A 17,966-nucleotide genomic window follows, 5' to 3' on the forward strand; every position below is an offset into this window, starting at 1 on the left:
CGTGATGGTGTCGCCCGGATCCTCGAACGTCCTCACCGGACTGCCCTGGTTTCACCGCGGGCTCACTCGCTCCGGCGGCAGCACCTCGGGCGTCCGGCGTCGTCCGGCCGGTCGCGGGCACGCACATGACCCGGGGCGGGCCGCGAACGGCCCGCCCCGGGTCTGTCCCAGCAGCGGCTCAGCCGCCGAAGAGGTCGCGGCCCGCCTTGCCCAGCTCGTCGAACGAGGCGAGGTCGGGCACCTGCCACCCGTCCAGGTCGTACTCGGACAGGCACTGGTCGACGAGGGCCTTGTAGCCGTCCAGCTGACCGTCGGCCATCTGCCCGTACAGCAGCTCCAGCCGGGTGTTCTCGTGGCTGCCGGCGTAGTTGCGCTCGTAGAGCTCGTGCCGGCCGCCGAACTCGGTGCCGACCGCGTCCCACAGCAGCTTCATGACCTTCACCCGCTCGACCGCGTCGATGCCGTGCGAGCCACGCAGGTACTTGTCCAGGTACGGCCGGATGTCCTCGTTCCGGAAGTCCTGCGCGCTGGAGTTGAGGTAGATCATGCCGCTCGCGACGTCCTGCAGCACGATCTCGCGCAGCCGCGCGTAACCGAGCTGGGAGAACCACCGGTAGGCCATGCCGTACCGCGGGTTGGGCAGCACCGCGCCGTTGCGCCACGGCACCGGGTTGCGCGCCGCGGCGTCGGACAGGCCCCAGAACAGGTTGCGCCAGGCGAGCACCTCGCCGAGACGCGTCTGCACGCCCCGGAAGTCGCTGACCCCGGTGATCTCCAGCGCCTTGGCGAGCAGGCCGGCCAGGAACTCGAACTTCACCGCGAGCCGGGTGCAGCCCTGGAAGGTGAACCGCTCGATGAACCCGGACTGCCCGGTGAACATGCTCACCTTGGCGACGTCGCCGTAGATGAACACGTTCTCCCACGGGACGAGGACCTTGTCCAGCACGAGGACGGTGTCGTTCTCGTCCAGCCGCGAGGAAAGCGGGTAGTCGAAGGGACTCCCGGTCACCGCGGACGCCGCGCTGTAGGACTGGCGGCAGATCAGCTTCATGCCCGGCGCGTCCATCGGCACGGTCGCCACGAGCGCGAACTTCTTGTCCTTGATGGGCAACCCGTAGTGGGCGATGAAGTTGTAGTGCGTGAGCGCGGACCCGGTCGCCACGACCTTCGCCCCGCTGACGATCAGCCCGGAGTCGGTCTCGCGCTCCACGTGGACGAAGACGTCGGCGACCTCTTCCGGCGGCCGGTGCCGGTCCACCGGCGGGTGCACGATCGCGTGGTTCCAGTAGAGGACCTTCTCCTGCGACTCCCGGTACCAGCGGCGCGCGTTGTCGGCGAACGGGTTGTAGAAGTCGGCGTTCGCGCCGAGCGTGCCGAGGAACGACGCCTTGTAGTCGGGGCTGCGCCCCATCCAGCCGTAGCTCATCCGCGCCCACGACGCGATCGCCTGCTGGTCGGCGACGAGGTCTTCGGCGCTGTGCGGCGTCGTGAAGAACCGGTGGGTGTAGCCCCCGGGGCCGCCGGCGTCGGTCGCGGTGGTGAGCACGTCGCGGTGCTCGGGATCGTGCAGCGCGTCGTAGAGCCGGGCGACCATCCGCACCGGGTTGCGGAACGCGGGGTGTTCGGTCACATCCTTGACCCGCTCGCCGTACAGGTAGACCTCGCGGTCGTCGCGCAGGCTCTCGATGTACTCGTCGCCGGTGAGCGGCCGGGTCGTCTGCTCGGTCATCTGATCATCACCCTCGTGTGCCGGCATGGGGTCAGTTCGTCACGTCGAAGACCAGGCGGGCGAGCTCGCGGTTCGCGGCGCTGGCCAGGAAGATGCTGACTCCGGCGTGGCTGTGCAGGGTGGACATGTCCCGCCAGACCCGTTCGAGCCGGGCGCCCGCGCGGACCGAGCTCGAGCCCGCGGTCGGGAACAGCTGCTCGGACACCGCGCTCCAGCACAGCCGGACCGCTTCGCGGCTGATCAGGGACAGCCGCAGGTCCACCTCGCGGGTGAACGCGCCCGGCCCGCGCTCGGCGGTGGCCGTCCACTGCCGCACCGCGCCCGAGAGCGCCGCTTCGGCGGCCGCGATCTTGCCCGCGGCCTCGCCGTAGCGGAACTGGTAGTCCGGGTCCTCCGTGCGGGAGGTGATCGGCGGGAAGAGCGTCGTGCGCTCCCGCATGAGCCCGCCGTAGGCGTCCAGCGCGCCGGTGGCCATGCCGATCGCGATCGCGGCGAGCGGGAACTGCACCGAGCTCAGCACCCCGCCGCCGTACATGGCGTTGCCGTGCAGCTCCTGCCCGGGCGTGCCGTCGACGACCGACGTCATCCCCATGTGCGTGCCGACCAGGCCGAAGTGCGCCGGGATGTGCGCCTTCTCGATCGCGACGCTGTGCGAGCCGCTGCCCTTCAGGCCCAGCTGCGCACCCCAGTCGTCCAGCCGCCGCCACTGCGCGCGGGGCACCACGAACAGCATCGGGATCGGCGGCGCGCCCTCCGGGCCGGCCACCAGGGTGTGGCCGATGAAGTGCGTGGCGTACGGCGAACCCGAGCTGTAGGGGTGGACGCCCTCGATGATCCAGCCGCCGTCGTCGGCCGGCTGCGCGAACCCGGAGATCCCGACCGTGGCCGGGCAGATGAAGTCGCCGTTCGCGAACAGCTCGTCCTGCGCGGCCTGGGAGAACAGCGTCGCCGCCAGGAGCGCGTGCGACGCGCCGAAGGTGTACATCCACGCCGTCGACGGGCAGCCCCGGGCGAGCGCGGACACCACCTGGGCGTGGGTCTCGAGGTCGAACTCGTAACCGCCGTAACGCCGCGGCACCAGCAACCGGTACAGGCCCGCGCGGAGGAACTCGTCGTGGGTGTCGAGCGCGTAGTACCCGCGCTCCTCGGTCTCCGCCTGGCGGTCGACGAGGGTCGCCGCGATCCGCTCGGCCCGGGCGATCGCCTCCCCCGGCGTCAACCCCGGCTCCGGCGCCGACGGGTAGTCCTCTTCGGACACACTCCTGACCGCAGTCATAACCCAGCCTTCTCTCGAGAAACGTGGCTCGTGCCCGGAATCGGGCCCTTCGTGACGGGACCGCCGCCGGACGGGACGTCCGGCGGCGGCTCACCTTCGGCCGGTCAGGCCGCCTTGCGCACGTCGGCGGCGGCCGTGAACACCGGCTCCACGTCCGCGGGGGCCTGCCAGACGTGCGGGCGCAGGCTCTCCTTCGACGGGCCGAACATCGACTTCACCAGCACGCGCAGCAGGATGCCGGGGCGCATCAGCGAATCCGGCGTCGCCATCAACGCGGCGACCTTGAAGTACGCGGCGGCCACCTTGCCGTCCCGGGTCGCGGCGATCTGCGTCTTCTTCAGGAACTTCTGCGCCATGCGGACCTGCCGGGTCCGGTCGCCCTTCACCCCGGGGAAGGTCAGGTCGATCGTGTTGGTCATCTCCCACGCCTGGTCGATCGCGTCCTTCGCCAGGTCCTGGAAGTAGTCGAGCGGGATCGGGCCGGCGCCGCTGTGCAGGTGCTGGCGCATGGTGAGCGCGCACAGCGCGGCGACGGTCATGCCCTGCGCGTAGACCGGGTTGAAGCAGGTGACCGCGTCGCCGGTGACGAGCAGGCCCTCCGGGAACCGGTCCAGCTTCTGGTAGTGCCGGCGCAGCGTCGTCGGGAAGCGGAACGCGATCGGCGCGTCGACCGGGTCGGCGTAGCGCAGGACGTCGTAGACGTCCTTGGCCCCCAGCGACCGGATCCACTCGTAGAGCTCGTTCTGGTCGGTCGTCGGGTGGTCGCCGAGCAGGCCGTAGGTCGTCAGCTCGAGCAGGCCGCCGTCGACCTTGAAGAAGACGTTGCCCCGCGGCAGGCCCGGGTGCGCGATCTGGTTGATGGCCGTGTCCTTGCCGAACGGGTCGCAGCCGGGGCGCAGCTTGTAGTGCTGCGTCACGTAGACCAGGTCGATCTTCTTGCGCTCCTCTTCGGGCTTCGCGTAACCGAGCTGCTCCAGCCAGACCGGGGTCCGCGAGCCGCGGCCGGTCGCGTCGACCACCAGGTCGGCTTCGAGGACCTCTTCGGTCTTCTTCCCGTGCGCCTGCACGCGGGCGCCGGTGATCCGGCTCTTGTCCGCCGTCGTCTCGAGCCCGAGGATGTCGTGCTGCTCGACGAAGGAGACGTTGGGGATGGCCTGGACGCGCTCGCGGATGTGCCACTCCAGCACCGGCCGGAGCACACCTAGGGCCGGCAGACCGGCGTGGTGCTGCTTGAGCCGGTAGCCCTGGGTGTACCAGCGGCAGGTGCCGGCCAGGTCACCCTTGGGCGCGCCGTTGTCGACCAGTTCCTGCGTGATGCCGGGGAACAGCTCCTCCATGGCGTGCACGCCCCTGGCCTGCAGGCCGTTGGCCTGCTGGCTCTGCGGGCAGAACCGGCGGATGCCCTTCGTCCCGACCAGTACGTCGCGGTCCACGATGAGCACCTCGTCGTAGGCATCCGCGAGCACTCGTGCCGCGAACAACCCGGCGATGCTTCCACCGAGCACCACCGCGCGCGATCCAGCGTTGTGGCTCATCACGGATTCCTCCTTGATACCTAAGAATTTGGTGATCTCGTCAGTCCTGATCCGGTACATCCAGTGGAAGGGAAACTCGCCAAACCCGCCGTCCACGCGAAGGTCAGCGTCACATTCGCGGCCGCGCGGGGTCATCTCCCGCATTGCGGACGCCCGGCCGGTTCCGGTAGTCCATTGTGGACGCTCGAACCGGGCCGCGAACCCACGACGGTCAGGTGCGCACTCGAAGAGATGTTGCGGCGGAGGGCCCCTGGCAGGCTGCTGAGTGTCCAGCGGACGCGTGTTTCTCGCCCGGGCTCGCTCGCGCCGCGCTGAAGCACGCCCGTCCTGGCTCGACACCGCGGGGCCGGACGGCGCCCCGCCGTCCGACCGCCCACCGAGATCGACCGAAGGACGAAGCCATGCGCGTGATGATCGCGACGGTGCCCCATCCGAGCCACTTCTACACGCTCGTTCCCTACGCCCAGGCGTTGCAGAACGCCGGCCACGAGGTCGTCGTCGCGGCGCCGCCGGGAGCCGAACCCGCGCTGGTCGCGGCCGGTCTGACCGCCGTCAGCAACGGCGTGCCGACGCCGCTGACCCCGGCGAACCTGCGCAAGGTCGGCGTGCCCGACCTCGAAAAGATGGACCGGTTCGCCGACGCGTTCGAGCTCGACGACGCCACCCGCGACCGCTGGGACGCCTTCTACCAGTTCTTCGCGTTCAACAACCGGATGTCCATCCCGACCGAGCCGCAGGCGACGCTCGACGGGCTCGTCGACTTCGCCAAGGCGTGGAAGCCCGACCTGGTGCTGTGGGAGAACTGGTTCCAGTTCGGCGCGATCATCGCCCGCGCGTCCGGCGCCGCGCACGCGCGGATCCTGATCAGCCCGGACTACGGCGCCTGGTCGCTGGAGCTGTACGCGCAGAAGGGCAACGACGCGGTCGCCGCGATCGGCGGCAACCCGATCGTCGAGGACCTCGAGCCGGTGGCGAAGCGCTACGGCGTCGAGATCGACGACGACCTGCTGCTCGGCCAGCTGACGATCGACCCGCTGCCCCGTGAGCTGCGGATGTCCGAGAACATCACCGCGGCGCCGGTGCGGGCGATCCCGTACAACGGCGGGGCGCAGAAGCCGGAGTGGCTCTACGGGCGGCCGGCGAAGCGGCGGATCGCGCTGACCCTCGGGCTGTCCAACCGGCTGTGGCAGGTCGACGGCGACCCCCGGCTGCCGAAGCTGCTCGCGGCCGTGGGCGAGCTGGACGTCGAGGTGATCGCCACGGTCACCGAGCAGCAGCTCAAGCAGGTCGAGACGATCCCGGACAACGTGCAGGTCGTCGACTACGTCCCGCTGATCCAGCTGCTGCCGACCTGCGACGCGATCATCTCGCACGGCGCCACCGGCACCTTCTGGGCGGCGCACTCGGCCGGCATCCCGCAGATCATCCTGGACACCGACGAGAAGCACCGGATGATCTGGAGCGGCGACGGCGACAACATCAGCGTCAGCAACGCCGACCGGCACGGCGACTCGTGGGTCTGCGCGAAGTACATGACCGACCACAACGCCGGGATCCGGGTGAACCACCAGACCGAGTCGGTCGAGGAGATCCGCGCGAAGATCGACGCGCTGCTGACCGACCCGGCGTACCGGGAAGGCGCCAAGGCGCTGCACAAGGCGTGGGCCGACCGGCCGAGCCCGGCCGAGCTGATCCCCGAGCTGGTCCGGCTCGTCGAGCGGCACCAGGCGCAGGTGCCGGCCGACCTTCAGTGACCTGAAACGCCGCTGTACGCAAACCCCCGGCCGGTTCGCCGACCGGGGGTTTCGTGCGTGCCGGAACGTTTCCCGTACACACGAAACGGCCCGGTCACCTCGGATCGAGGTGACCGGGCCGTTTCGTGGCGGACGACCGGCTCAGCCGCCGGCCATCGGGGAGATGATGGTGACCGTGCTGCCGGCCGCGACCTCGGTGCTGTCGCGGTGGTTGCGCATGATGAGCTCGTCGTCGACGAACATGTTCACGTACTTCACCGGCGAGCCGTCGGTGCCGATCAGGCGGCGGCGGAACACCGGGTTCTCGTCGACGAAACGTCGCATGACGTCGTACAGCAAACCGGATCCGTCCACTTTGTAGCCGGTCCGCCGTTCCGGGGACCACACCGCCGGCACAATGATCGTGATCATGGTGACTCCTCCGTGTGTTTATGCGTCCTTCGCGCAGCGGAACCCATGCGCGAAGCTGGACCAGCCCAACGGATCGCCGTGCATCCGTTCGGTGCAGCGGACCTGGTAGCGGAAATTCATCCAGGACCCACCGCGGATCACCCGGTAGCGCCCCACCGTGGCGTGCATCGTGGGATCGCACCGGGTCGACTCGTCGTACAGGTGGGAAAGCGTGGAGGTCCACTCGTAGACGTTGCCCGCCATGTCGGCGCACCCGTGGGCGCTGTCGCCGCCACGGCCGGAGAACGCGCCGACGGGCGTGCTCAACGGCACCGGGCCCCGCTTGGCGTACAGCGTCAGCCACCACTCCCGCCACGAGTCCAAAGTGGTCAGTTTGCCGGCGTGGTACTCGGCGGTGTTGGCGTTGTCGCCCTGCCAATCGTCGCCCCACGGCCAGATCCGGACCTCGACGCCGCGCGCCGCGAACTCCCACTCGGCCTCGGTCGGCAACCGCAGGCCCGCCCAGTCCGCGTACGCGTTGGCGTCGTCCCAGGACACGTTGACGACGGGGTGGTCGTCGTAGTCGTCCGGCACGATCCCGGGTCCGCCCGGCTCGCGCCACCACACCCCCTCGTGCTCGGTCCAGCCGAAGTCGTCGTAGATCAGGCCGAACCCACGCCGTTCGGCGTCGGTCACGAAGCCGGTCTGCCGCACGAACTCGGCGAACTCGGCCACGGTGACCGGGTGCCGCGCCATCCAGAACGGCGCGACGGCCCGCTTGATCTGCGGCGTCTCGTCACCGAACCAGTCCCGCGGCAGCGGCTGGTCCGCCTCCAACATCCAGTCCACCAGCCACGGCGGCGACCCCTGCAGGAACTCACCACCCGGCACGAGAACCATCTGCTCCATAGGAGAATGGTCGCCGTTCCGGCAATCCGTGGCTTCTCTAGTGTTGCCGAGCCGTCCGGTCGCGCACTCGGCGCCCAGAGGGCATGTGCGGATAAGACAACGCGCCGCGGCGCGGTCATCCTGGGAGGGAACCCAGCAAGCCGACCGCGATCCCAAGGTGGCCCGAGGATGACGACCGCGCACCGCACCTGCCCCATCTGCGACTCCGTCTGCGGGCTCAAGATCGACCTCGACGTCACCGGCCACGTCACGGCGGTGCGCGGTGACGACCTCGACCCGTTCACCGGCGGCTACCTCTGCCCCAAGGGCGCGAGCATCGGCCGCCTCGACGAGGACCCCGATCGCCTGCGCCACCCCATGATCCGGGAGGGCGACGAGTGGCGCGAGGCCTCGTGGGACGAGGCGTTCGCGGCGGTCGAGCGCGGCATCAACGGCGTCATCGAGAAGTACGGCCGGGACGCGGTCGCGGTCTTCTTCGGCAACCCGACCTACCACACGATGGCCGGGTTCCTGTACCGCATGCCGCTGATCCAGTCGCTGGCGTCCAAGAACGTCTACTCGTCCGGCACCATCGACCACATGCCCAAGCACGTCGTGTGCGGGCACCTGTACGGCGACCCCTTCGCGATCGCGGTCCCCGACGTCGACCGGACCGACTACCTGCTGGTCATCGGCGCGAACCCGATGGAGTCGCACGGTTCGCTGTTCTGCGCGCCCGACATGCCCAAGCGCCTGCGGGCGCTGCGCAAGCGGGGCGGCAAGCTGGTCGTGGTCGACCCGCGGCGCACCCGCACCGCGGCGATGGCCGACGAGCACTTCTTCGTCCGGCCGGGCACGGATCCCTTCCTGCTGCTGGGCGTCGTCCACACGTTGCTCGAGGAGAACCTCGCGACGGTCACCCTCGACGTCAACGGCCTCGACGAACTCCGTGAGCTGGTCAAGGAGTTCCCGCCGCACGCCGTCGCGGACGCCTGCGGCGTGCCGGCCGACGGCATCACCCGGATCGCCCGCGGCCTGGCGGCGGCGCCGACGGCCGCGGTGTACTCGCGCATGGGCGGGTCGGTGGTGGAGTTCGGCACCCTGACCCAGTGGCTGGTCGACGTGATCAACATCCTGACCGGCAACCTGGACAACCCCGGCGGCACGATGTTCGCCAAGACCGCCGCGCTCGAGGTGTTCCGCACCGGGCAGCCGTACGAGTGGGCCCGCTGGCACAGCCGCGTCAAGGGGTACCCCGAGGTGCTCGGCGAGCTGCCGACGGCCACGCTGGCCGACGAGATCGAGACCCCCGGCGAGGGCCAGGTCCGGGCGCTCATCAACATCGGGGCCAACCAGGTCGTCGCCGCGCCCAACGGGCCGCGGATCGGGAAGGCGTTCGACCAGCTGGACTTCATGGTCGCCGTTGACCCGTACCTCAACGACACCACCAAGCACGCCACCGTGATCCTGCCGCCGCCGCGGATGCTGCAGGCGCCGCACTACGACTTCCTGATGCAGATGGTCATGGTGCGCAACTACACCCGCTACTCGCCCGCGGCCCTGCCGCTGGACGAGGACCAGCGGTCCGAGGCGGAGATCCTGGCGCGGCTGACACTGATCGCCGCGGGCGCGCCCCTGGCGGCGCCGACGTCCGCCATCGACGAGGGGTTCATCGGCCAGCTGCTGACGGGCGCGACGCAGATGCCCGGCTCCCCGGTCGAGGGCATGGACGTCGCGGACCTGCGGGCCACCATCGAGGGCGACGACGGCGTCGAGCAGATCCTCGACACCCTGCTGAAGTTCGGCTCGTACGGGCTGTCCCTCGCGAAGCTCAAGGAGCAGCCGCACGGCATCGACCTCGGCCCGCTGGAGCCGCGGCTCAAGGAGCTGCTGACCACCCCGTCCGGCCGGGTCGAGCTCACGCCGGAGGCGATCGTCTCCGACCTGGCCCGGCTGCGGGCCAAGGCCGCGGAACCGGTGCCGGAGATGCTGCTGATCGGACGGCGCCAGCTGCGGTCCAACAACAGCTGGCTGCACAACGTGAAGTCCCTGGTCGGCGGCAGCAACACGTGCACCCTGCACGTCAACCCGGCCGACATGGCCAAGTACGGGCTGGGCGAGCGGGCGGTCGTGCGGTCGGCGGTGTCCGAGCTGATCGTCGACGTCGAGCCGACCGACGTGGTCATGCCCGGCGTCGTGAGCCTCCCCCACGGCTGGGGCCACAAGGGCGGCCGCCAGCGGGTGGCCGAGGAGAACGCCGGCGTCAACGCGAACGCACTGACCAGCGACCTCGTCGTGGACGTCCCCTCGGGCAACGCGGTGTTCAACGGCATCCCGGTCACCGTCAGCCCCTACGAGGGCTGAGCGCCACCGCACTTCCGGATACCGCCCCAGCGTGCTGTTACACGCTCGGGCGGTATTCGCGCGTTCGCCGCCGTTCCGGGTTGACAGCCACGCACCGTGCTGGTCCGATACGGAGTGCTACTGGCGTCTAGCGAACATCGAGGCGAAGACCGTGGACACCTCCGCGCACCTGGAATCCGTCGTCGCGCAGACGACGACCTTCGCCGAGTGGGTGCAGGGCCAGGACCCGGCGACCCGGGTGCCCACCTGCCCGAAGTGGAGTCTCGCCGAGCTCGTCGGCCACGTCGGCGGTACGCAGCGGATGGTGGCGACGCTGGTGGGGCAGCGGCTGACCGACCCCAGCGCCGCGCTGGCCGCCATGGACACCGGGCCCGCCGATCCGGCCGGCTGGCGTGCGTGGCTGACCGGCACCGCGGCCGCGGCCGCCGACGCGTTCGGCTCGGTCGACGACAGCACGCCGGTGTGGGACCCCTCCGGCGGGGACTCGGGTGTGCCGTTCTGGGCGCGGCGGCTGTTCGGTGAGATCACCGTGCACCGCGCCGACGCCGCCGGCGCGCTCGGCGAGCACTACGACGTGTCGCCGGACCACGCCGCCGCGACCATCGACGACTGGCTGGAGACGATGACGTCGCCGGGCTACGCGCAGGCGCGGCCGGAGTTCGTCGACGCGATCCGCGACACCGGCCGGGTCCTGCACTTCCACGCCACCGACAGCGCACACGAATGGCTCGTGCGCCGGACGCCGGACCTGGTCGTCCTGGAGCGCGCGCACGCCGAAGCCGACGCCACCGTCCGCGGCCCGGCCGCCGAGCTGCTGCTCGTGCTCACCCGGCGCCGTCCCCTGGACGCCGCGCGGAACCTGGACCTCCACGGCGACCGCGCGTCGCTCGACCACTGGATCGAGCACATGGACTGGGTCGCCGGCTAGACATGAGAAACGGGCCTGACCAGCCGGTCAGGCCCGTTCTCGTGTGGGATGTCGCGCCCCGGTCGGTTCCGTGCCGCGTCAGTCCTTGTTGACGATGCGTTCGAGGTCGCGGCCGCCGTAGTCCTTCCCGGCCACCACGCCGGCGTAGTGCTCCACCTTCAAGCTGCTGTGCGGGGCCGCGTCCGGGTCGCGCGGCGCCGGACCCGTCGCCCAGGCGTTGTAGTCGTCCAGCAGGCCCTGCGCTTCGCGCGTCGCCGCGGCGAGCCGCTCGGCCGGGTCGATCTCGGCCTCCAGCACGTCCTGCACGGCCCGGTTCATCACGTCCTGGGTGCCCGCGAAGTTGCCGAACACCGCACCCCGCACCGGCGGCACCCCGCTCGCGACCGGGGTCGCCTTCGCCGGGGCGGCGTGGAGGTGGTCGCTCGCCACCCGGTGGTACGGGTGCTCGGCGAACCAGCCTTCGCTCTCGAGCAGGTCGAACGCGCCGTAGGTCATCGGGACGAAGCTGTTGTCCTTGTGCCGGTCCGCGGCGTTGCGCGGGTTGTGCAGGAACTGCGTGAACGCGAGCGCGCCGTCCTCGGTGGCCTTGTCGAGACCGTTCGTCAGCCATAGCGACGTGCCGGCGACGTGGTTGCCGGCGTAGGGAACGTGGTCGTTGAACGGGAAGATGCCCACGGCGAGGTCGAAGCCGGCACCTTCCGCCGCGCGCAGCGTGTAGTTGATGTCGTTCGACGACGAGAGCCGGATGGCGGCCTGCTGCTCGGCGAACGGGGCGAAGCTCTCCATCCAGCCGGGAATCGCGCCGGTGTGCAGGTAGTGACCGTCGCGGTGCAGCTCACGCCACCACTCGACCCAGGTCAGCATCTCCTTCGACGCCAGCTCGATCTTCGTGGCCCGGCCGGAGCGCCCGTTGTCGTTGTTCACCAGCTGCCCGCCCTGCGTGGCCACCGCCTGCTGGAACAGCATGGCGTGGTTCGCCCAGGTGATCGGGTGCTTCGGGGGGTTCTTCGAGCCCGCGAGCTTTTCGCACGCGGCGGTGACCTCGTCCCACGTCTCCGGCAGCCGGGTGATACCGGCGGCCTCGAGCAGGCGGGTGTTCGCGAACAGCAGGCTCGTCGTGCCGACCGACGGCATCGAGAACAGGTCGCCCTGGTGGCTGAAGTAGTCGCGGAACGGTGCGATGACGTCGCCCGCCACGACGGGTTCGCCGCCGATCTCGGTGCGGCCGTCGATCGCCTTCTCCAGCGAGGTGAACAGCGGACGGCCGTCCTGGCGGGTCATGTCGCGGGCCGACTGGCCCAGGTAGGAGTACAGCTCGGACACGGCCGGCGGGTTACCCTGCGCGGCGGCCTGCGCGACTTCGAGCGGCGCGTTCCAGAAACTCGTGGCCGTTACCTTGATGGCGTATTCGGGGTGCAGTTTCTCGAATTCGGCGCCGATCTGGTACCAGCGCTCCATCCAGCCCGGAAACGTATTGTCCGGCACCCATACGTCGATCACGACCTTGCCCATTCGAGCTCCTCACCGCGTAACCCGGAAAGCGACACCCACATGGTCACACGGCCGGATCGGACCGGACATCTCCCCGATTGCCGGACGAGCCCGGCACTTTGATCGGGTGCGATGAGCGCACACCGACCAAAGCACCGGTCGGCTCAGGCCTGCGCGAGGTAGTCGGCCAGGGACTCCATGAAGCTCAGCCAGCCCTGCCGGCTCGGCTCGATCTGCTCGTCCGGCAGGTGCCCGATCTGCTTGAAGACGATTTCGGTCTTCTCACCCTGGTCGTTGAACGCGACCACGATCAGCTCGGCGTTGTCCGCGTCGACGTGGTTGTCGTCGATCAGCGTGAACGACAGCACCGACGGGGACTCCAGGTCCTTGTACACACCGTGGAACGGAACCTCGGTGCCGTCCTCGCCGTCGGACTTCATCGTGGCGGCCCACTCGCCACCGGGCCGGGCGTCGATCGACACGGTGGACCGCGCGGTGCTGAACCCGGTCGGGCCCCACCACGCGGCGAGCTGGTCCGGGTCGGTCCACGCCTCGAAGACCCGCTCGCGCGGGGCGTCGATGATCCGGGTGAACCCGAATTCCTTGGTGGTCGCTGATGACGCGTCAGCCATCGCATGTCCTTTCTCGCCTGTGGTGATCTTCGGTTCTTCGGTTGCACTGGCTCAAGGACCGCGACCGAGGTCGCGGTCCTTGAGCCGGCGGCTGCCGCCCTTCGCGAGCGACGGCCTCAGGGGTGGTGCGCGGGTGCCGGCGGACCAGGTGGCGACGTCGCCACCGGATTCCCCGCCCGCACGCGCTTTCTAGCTTCGCGCCGCCGGCTCGGCGGCCGTGTCCGCGGTGTCCGCGGCCTCGGCGTCCGGCTCGGCGGCCGCTTCCGGTGCGGGCGCCTGCTGCTGCCCGGTGGCCGGCAGGTGCCGCAGCCCGACCGCGGCGATGACCGCGGCCGCCGCGATGATGATCGCGCTGCCGATCGCGGTGCCGTGCACACTGCTCGTGATGGCCTCGTAGGCGCTGTTCAGCAGGTTCCCGGACTCCGCCGGGGGCAGGCTGCCCGCGACGGACTGGGCACCGGCGATGCTCTCCCCGGCCGCGTGGGCCTGTGCGGCGGGGATGGCCGGGTCGACCACGACGGTGTTCCGGTACAGCGTGGTGCCCACCGTGCCGAGCACCGCGACGCCCATCGCCACACCGAACTCGCCCGAGGTCGACGTCATGCCGGCCGCCGCACCGAACTTCTCCCACGGAGCCGACTGCATCGCCAGCGCGGCGCCGAGCCCGGCCAGCGGGCCCATGCCGATGTTCGCGATGATCAGACCGGTGAGCAGCAACGGGATGTTGTTGCCGGTGCTGTCCAGCTGGGTCAGCAACAGGTACCCGATGGCCGAGACCACCAGGCCCACCGCCATCAGCCGGCCCGGCGGGATCCGGCGGGCCAGCAGCGGCGCCACCTGGATCATGACCAGCGTGCAGAGCGCCGGCGGCACCAGCCACAGCGCGGTCGCCACCGGCGACAGCCCGGAGACCGACTGCAGGTACATGTAGACGAAGAGCTGGTTGCCGGCGATGAACCCGGAGGCGACCGTCATGCTCAGCGCCGAACTGAACGTCCGGTTCTTGAACAGCGTCAGGTCGAGCAGCGGGCTGTCGATCCGCTTCTGCCGGCGCAGGAACGTGATCGTGCACGCCACGCCGACGACGACGGCGACGATCGACACCGCCGAGAGCCCGTCGTGCGAGATCTGCTTGAGGCCGTAGATGACCGGCAGGATCGCCAGCAGCGACAACACGACGCTGGCCGGGTCGATCTTGCCCGCGGCCGGGTTCTTGAACTCCGGCAGCACCTTCGGTCCGACCACGAGGAGGATGACCATGACCGGCACGCCGATCAGGAACACCGAACCCCACCAGAAGAACTCGAGCAGCCCGCCGCCGATGATCGGCCCGAGCGCCGTGCCGCCCATGAAGCAGCCCATCCAGACGCCCATGGCCATGGACATCTGCTTGGGGTTCGGGAACATGGCGGCGATGAGCGCCATGGTGGAAGGCATGATCGTGGATCCGGCGACCCCGAGCAGGGCCCGCATGACGATCAGCATCTCCGGGCTCGTGGAGTACGCCGCCAATATCGAAACGACGGCGAACGCGGCCGCGCCGATCATCAGCAGCTTCTTGCGGCCGATCCGGTCGCCGATGTTCCCCATCGTGATGAGCAGGCCGGCGACCAGGAAGCCGTAGATGTCCGTGATCCACAGTTGCTGCACACTGCTGGCCCCGAGATCACCACTCAAATGCGGCAGCGCCAGATACAGCACACTCATATCGAGCGCCACCAGAATGGTGGGCAGGGCCAGCACCGCCAGCCCGATGAACTCTTTCCGACCGGCCAACCCGGTCGGTCCAGCGCTTGTGTCCATGATGATGCACTCTTTCGCGTCGTCGGGTCCCGCGAGCGGCCCCGTGGGATCACACCCTTCTGTGCGCCCTTCCTGTTGTACCGTCTGTGGCCAACTGATTCTTCTCCGAAATTGCGGTGTACTCCACTTAGCCGAGTGCTGTGGCATTCGGGGCTATGTCGCCGCGGAACCGGCCGGCGGGATCGACCCGCTCGCGCACCGCGTCCACCTCGGCGATCTGCTCCGGGGAGAGGTGGCCTTGCGGCTGCTCCACGTGCTCGACGAACGACGGTACCGTCCGCCCGGTGTCCCACTTGCTCAGCGCCGCGCGCACCACGGCGGCGTGCTTCCGCAGCGCCTCGACGGTCACCGGCCCCATCGGCACCCCGGACCCGGCGTAGGAGAACCGGGCGTCCAGGTGGTTCAGCACGCCGCCGGCCGGGTCCGGCCGGGAGTACGCGCCGCCGAGCTGACGCAGCCCGGCCGCCACGAGCGGTGAGCCCGAGCCCTCGCCGAGCACCCGCAGGAACGCGGCCTCACCGCCGTCGTCGAGCTCGCCGAGCAGCATGTGCTCGCCGACGACGGGGACCGGATCCGTCGGATCCATGTGCGCCGCCAGCACGGCGGCCGGTTCGGCCCGGTGCCAGGTGTCCATGACCGGCTCGGCGATCGCGCGCAACGGGTCGAGCAGCTCGGCGGTGTGCCGGCGGGCGGTGGCCTCGTGGTCGTCGTCCGTGCTGAGCACCGCGCCGTCGAGGCAGAGGACCGGCCCGCCGGCCAGGACCGGTGGCACGTCGGGGAGCGGGGGCAGGTTCAGCACCCGCAGCGACGTCGTCACCTCGTCCGGGGCGGTCAGCGTCCACGCGCGCCACGCGGCGAGCAGCTCGGCGGCGTGCTTCGCGGGCCAGAACGCGGCGCCGGTGTGCACCGACGACGCGGGGAACAGGGCGATCTCGATCGCGGTGACGACGCCGAAGCCGCCACCGCCGCCCCGCAACGCGCGGAACAGCTCGGCGTCGGTGCCGGCGTCCACCCGGCGCAGCTCGCCGTCCGCCGTGACGAGCTCGATCGCCCGGACGCTGTTGGCGGCCAGGCCGAACCGCCTGCCGTAGGCGCTCATCCCGCCGCCGAGCGAGTACCCGACGACGCCGACGGTCGGCGAGGAGCCGTGCGGGGCGGTCAGCCCGTGCGGGGCGGCGGCCTCGACCACCGCGCCCCAGCGGGTGCCGGCCGGCACCCGGGCGACCCGGGCGGCGGCGTCGATCTCGACCTCGCCGCGCAGGGCGGTCTTGACGAGCACCGCGCCGGCCATCGGACGCTGCGCGCCCGCCGTGTGCCCGGTGGCCAGGATCCGCACCGGCGCGCCGTTCGCCTCGGCGTACCGCAGCGCCGCGCGGATGTCGTCGATCGTGTGCGCCGTCAGCGCCGCCGCCGGTTCCGGCACGGCGGCGAGGTTGAAGACCTGGGTGGCTTCTGCGAAACCCGGCTCGTGCGGGAGGGAAACGGTCTTCGGTGCCATCGCGGACTCCTTCCGTGTGGTCAGTGCCCGGCGATCAGGTCGGACAGGAATGGGGCGATGACGTCCGGCACGACCTTGCAGTCGAGCACCAGCACGCCGCGGGAGCCGCGGGCCTGCCAGTCGCGCACGGCGTCGAGGTCGGTCACCGTGCGCACCACGGCCGCTTCGGCGCCCAGCGCCCGGGCCACGCCGGCGAAGTCGGTGTCGGCGAACGACGCGGTGCGCGGATCGGCGCCCCGCGGGGTGTACAGGTGCGCTTCGAAGCCGTAGGAGGCGTCGTCGTAGACGACCACGAGCGCGGGTGACCCGGCGCGGACGAGGGTGTCCAGCTCGGGCAGCCCCATCAGCGAGCCGCCGTCGCCGAGCGCCACCACGGTCAGCCGGTCGGCCCGCCCGGCGGCGGCCCCGACCGCGCCGCCGAACCCGAGCCCGATGGCCTGGAACGCGCCGCCCATGAACACCATCGCCGCCGGGTCGGGCACGGACCAGTACATCGACGGCCAGCTGATGAAGTGCCCGCCGTCGTAGACGACCGTCCGTTCGGCGGGCAGCAGCTCGCCGAGGGCCTTGGTCAGCGTGCGCGGGTCGATCCGGCCGGGCGTGCTCGCGTCCGGGTGGGCCTGATCGGCCCAGGTCCCGCACGGCAGCAGGTCCTCGGTCGCCTCCCGCCAGCCCGACGCGGGCAGGTTCGCCGCGTTCACCGCGTCGGTCAGCGCCGACGCCGTGACGGACGCGTCGGCGGTGATCTCGAGCGACACCGGGGCGGTGCGGGTGCGCGCCGCGGTGTCGACCCGGACCACCGTCGCCCCGGGATCGAGCAGCCGCCCGCCGTGCAGGGTGAAGGGGTCGAGGTCGGCGCCGAACACCAGCACCAGGTCGGCCTGGCCGATCAGCTCGGCGGCCGGCGGCGCGGCGAAGCCGCCGCAGATCCCCAGCGCGTACCGGTTCCCGGCGAACAGGCCGTTCGCCATCACCGTCGTCGTCAGCAGCGCGCCGGTCCGCGCGGCCAGGTCCGCCAGGGGTTTCGCGGCGCCGGCCCGCCACGCCCCCAGCCCGGCAAGGATCAGCGGGCGGCGGGCGGTGGCCAGCAGATCCAGCACCGCGCCGACGTCACTCACCGACGGCGCGGCCGGCACCCGCTCGGCGCCGGCGTCCGAGACGGCTGTCACGGACACCGGGCCGCCCGGCACCTCGGCGTTCAGCAGGTCGTTCGGCAGGCACAGCAGCACGGGCCGGCTCAGCGTGCGGGCCAGGCGCAACGCCTCGGCCGCGTCGGCCCGCGCGGTATCCACGTCTCGCACCCGCACGACCTCGGCACCGAGCGCCCGCGCGAACACCGTCTGGTCGACGTCGCAGCGGCGCAGGCCGCCCACCGGGCTGTCGCCGCACAGCACCACGACGCCGCTCCCGTGCCGCACGGCCTCGGCCAGCGCCGTCGCCGTGTTGGCGATGCCCGCGCCGTGGGAGGTCGTGCAGACCGCGACCGCGCCGCTCACCCGGTGGTAGGCGTCGGCCATGGCCATGGCCCCGCCCTCGTGCCGGGCCGCGACGTAGTGCACGCCACGTTCGACGAGGCCGGCGGCGGCGAGGATGTTCCCGCCGCCGACGACGCCGAACGCGTGCCGGACGCCGCCGGCCGCGAGTTCGTGGGCCACTGCCGCCGCGAGTGTCGTCACTG

General features: G+C 70.9%; 13 protein-coding genes. 3 read left to right on the forward strand and 10 right to left on the reverse strand.

All coding sequences use genetic code 11. The features are described from left to right. Positions 1 to 178: 178 nt before the first annotated feature. The 3 genes from MUY22_RS49235 to MUY22_RS49245 all read right to left on the reverse strand — a co-directional run bounded on the left by MUY22_RS49235 (position 179) and on the right by MUY22_RS49245 (position 4,540). The gene (locus MUY22_RS49235) at positions 179 to 1,729 is read right to left on the reverse strand and encodes a 4-hydroxyphenylacetate 3-hydroxylase family protein (RefSeq protein WP_247055550.1); all 1,551 of its coding nucleotides are present in this window, start codon (positions 1,727 to 1,729) and stop codon (positions 179 to 181) included. Positions 1,730 to 1,760: 31 nt separating this feature from the next. Beyond that, positions 1,761 to 3,005, reverse strand: coding sequence for an acyl-CoA dehydrogenase family protein (locus MUY22_RS49240; protein WP_247055552.1), 1,245 nt, complete (start codon positions 3,003 to 3,005; stop codon positions 1,761 to 1,763). A 104-nt stretch (positions 3,006 to 3,109) separates the two neighbouring features. After that, on the reverse strand, positions 3,110 to 4,540 hold the full coding sequence (locus MUY22_RS49245) for an NAD(P)/FAD-dependent oxidoreductase (protein WP_247055555.1): 1,431 nt from the start codon (positions 4,538 to 4,540) through the stop codon (positions 3,110 to 3,112). Between the two features lie 401 nt (positions 4,541 to 4,941). Here MUY22_RS49245 and MUY22_RS49250 point away from each other — a divergent pair, with 401 nt between their 5' ends. After that, entirely contained in the window at positions 4,942 to 6,294 is a 1,353-nt protein-coding gene (locus MUY22_RS49250; protein ID WP_247055557.1) for a nucleotide disphospho-sugar-binding domain-containing protein, read from the forward strand. Between the two features lie 141 nt (positions 6,295 to 6,435). Here MUY22_RS49250 and MUY22_RS49255 read toward each other — a convergent pair whose 3' ends face one another. Together MUY22_RS49255 and MUY22_RS49260 are read right to left on the reverse strand one after the other, a co-directional pair. Further along, complete coding sequence (locus MUY22_RS49255; protein ID WP_247055559.1) at positions 6,436 to 6,705, reverse strand: MoaD/ThiS family protein; 270 nt, start codon at positions 6,703 to 6,705, stop codon at positions 6,436 to 6,438. Between the two features lie 18 nt (positions 6,706 to 6,723). After that, positions 6,724 to 7,593, reverse strand: a complete 870-nt coding sequence (locus MUY22_RS49260) for an SUMF1/EgtB/PvdO family nonheme iron enzyme (protein WP_247055561.1) — start codon at positions 7,591 to 7,593, stop codon at positions 6,724 to 6,726. Positions 7,594 to 7,761: 168 nt separating this feature from the next. Here MUY22_RS49260 and MUY22_RS49265 point away from each other — a divergent pair, with 168 nt between their 5' ends. Next, positions 7,762 to 9,936 (forward strand): molybdopterin-dependent oxidoreductase, encoded by a 2,175-nt coding sequence (locus tag MUY22_RS49265; protein WP_247055563.1) that lies wholly within the window; start codon positions 7,762 to 7,764, stop codon positions 9,934 to 9,936. A 151-nt stretch (positions 9,937 to 10,087) separates the two neighbouring features. Beyond that, complete coding sequence (locus MUY22_RS49270; RefSeq protein WP_247055565.1) at positions 10,088 to 10,864, forward strand: maleylpyruvate isomerase family mycothiol-dependent enzyme; 777 nt, start codon at positions 10,088 to 10,090, stop codon at positions 10,862 to 10,864. A 78-nt stretch (positions 10,865 to 10,942) separates the two neighbouring features. Here MUY22_RS49270 and MUY22_RS49275 read toward each other — a convergent pair whose 3' ends face one another. From MUY22_RS49275 to MUY22_RS49295, 5 genes are all read right to left on the reverse strand, one after another. Next, the gene (locus tag MUY22_RS49275; protein WP_247055567.1) at positions 10,943 to 12,376 is read right to left on the reverse strand and encodes an extracellular solute-binding protein; all 1,434 of its coding nucleotides are present in this window, start codon (positions 12,374 to 12,376) and stop codon (positions 10,943 to 10,945) included. A 143-nt stretch (positions 12,377 to 12,519) separates the two neighbouring features. Next, positions 12,520 to 12,987, reverse strand: a complete 468-nt coding sequence (locus tag MUY22_RS49280; protein ID WP_247055569.1) for an SRPBCC domain-containing protein — start codon at positions 12,985 to 12,987, stop codon at positions 12,520 to 12,522. 189 nt (positions 12,988 to 13,176) lie between these two features. Further along, complete coding sequence (locus MUY22_RS49285; RefSeq protein ID WP_256475276.1) at positions 13,177 to 14,790, reverse strand: MFS transporter; 1,614 nt, start codon at positions 14,788 to 14,790, stop codon at positions 13,177 to 13,179. Between the two features lie 127 nt (positions 14,791 to 14,917). Next, positions 14,918 to 16,288 carry an FAD-binding protein gene (locus tag MUY22_RS49290; protein ID WP_247055574.1) on the reverse strand — a complete coding sequence of 457 codons (1,371 nt, stop codon included), beginning with the start codon at positions 16,286 to 16,288 and terminating at the stop codon, positions 14,918 to 14,920. Between the two features lie 20 nt (positions 16,289 to 16,308). Beyond that, on the reverse strand, positions 16,309 to 17,964 hold the full coding sequence (locus MUY22_RS49295) for a thiamine pyrophosphate-binding protein (protein WP_247055576.1): 1,656 nt from the start codon (positions 17,962 to 17,964) through the stop codon (positions 16,309 to 16,311). Positions 17,965 to 17,966: the final 2 nt, after the last annotated feature.

The sequence above is a fragment of the Amycolatopsis sp. WQ 127309 genome (assembly GCF_023023025.1).
Lineage (GTDB): Bacteria > Actinomycetota > Actinomycetes > Mycobacteriales > Pseudonocardiaceae > Amycolatopsis.

Coding starts and splice junctions, on each gene's coding strand:
- MUY22_RS49260 (WP_247055561.1), bottom strand. CDS start 7,593: ATGGAGCAGATGGTTCTCGTGCCGGGTGGTGAGTTCCTGCAGGGGTCG.
- MUY22_RS49280 (WP_247055569.1), bottom strand. CDS start 12,987: ATGGCTGACGCGTCATCAGCGACCACCAAGGAATTCGGGTTCACCCGG.
- MUY22_RS49255 (WP_247055559.1), bottom strand. CDS start 6,705: ATGATCACGATCATTGTGCCGGCGGTGTGGTCCCCGGAACGGCGGACC.
- MUY22_RS49250 (WP_247055557.1), top strand. CDS start 4,942: ATGCGCGTGATGATCGCGACGGTGCCCCATCCGAGCCACTTCTACACG.
- MUY22_RS49240 (WP_247055552.1), bottom strand. CDS start 3,005: ATGACTGCGGTCAGGAGTGTGTCCGAAGAGGACTACCCGTCGGCGCCG.
- MUY22_RS49245 (WP_247055555.1), bottom strand. CDS start 4,540: ATGAGCCACAACGCTGGATCGCGCGCGGTGGTGCTCGGTGGAAGCATC.
- MUY22_RS49235 (WP_247055550.1), bottom strand. CDS start 1,729: ATGACCGAGCAGACGACCCGGCCGCTCACCGGCGACGAGTACATCGAG.
- MUY22_RS49275 (WP_247055567.1), bottom strand. CDS start 12,376: ATGGGCAAGGTCGTGATCGACGTATGGGTGCCGGACAATACGTTTCCG.
- MUY22_RS49265 (WP_247055563.1), top strand. CDS start 7,762: ATGACGACCGCGCACCGCACCTGCCCCATCTGCGACTCCGTCTGCGGG.
- MUY22_RS49285 (WP_256475276.1), bottom strand. CDS start 14,790: ATGGACACAAGCGCTGGACCGACCGGGTTGGCCGGTCGGAAAGAGTTC.
- MUY22_RS49290 (WP_247055574.1), bottom strand. CDS start 16,288: ATGGCACCGAAGACCGTTTCCCTCCCGCACGAGCCGGGTTTCGCAGAA.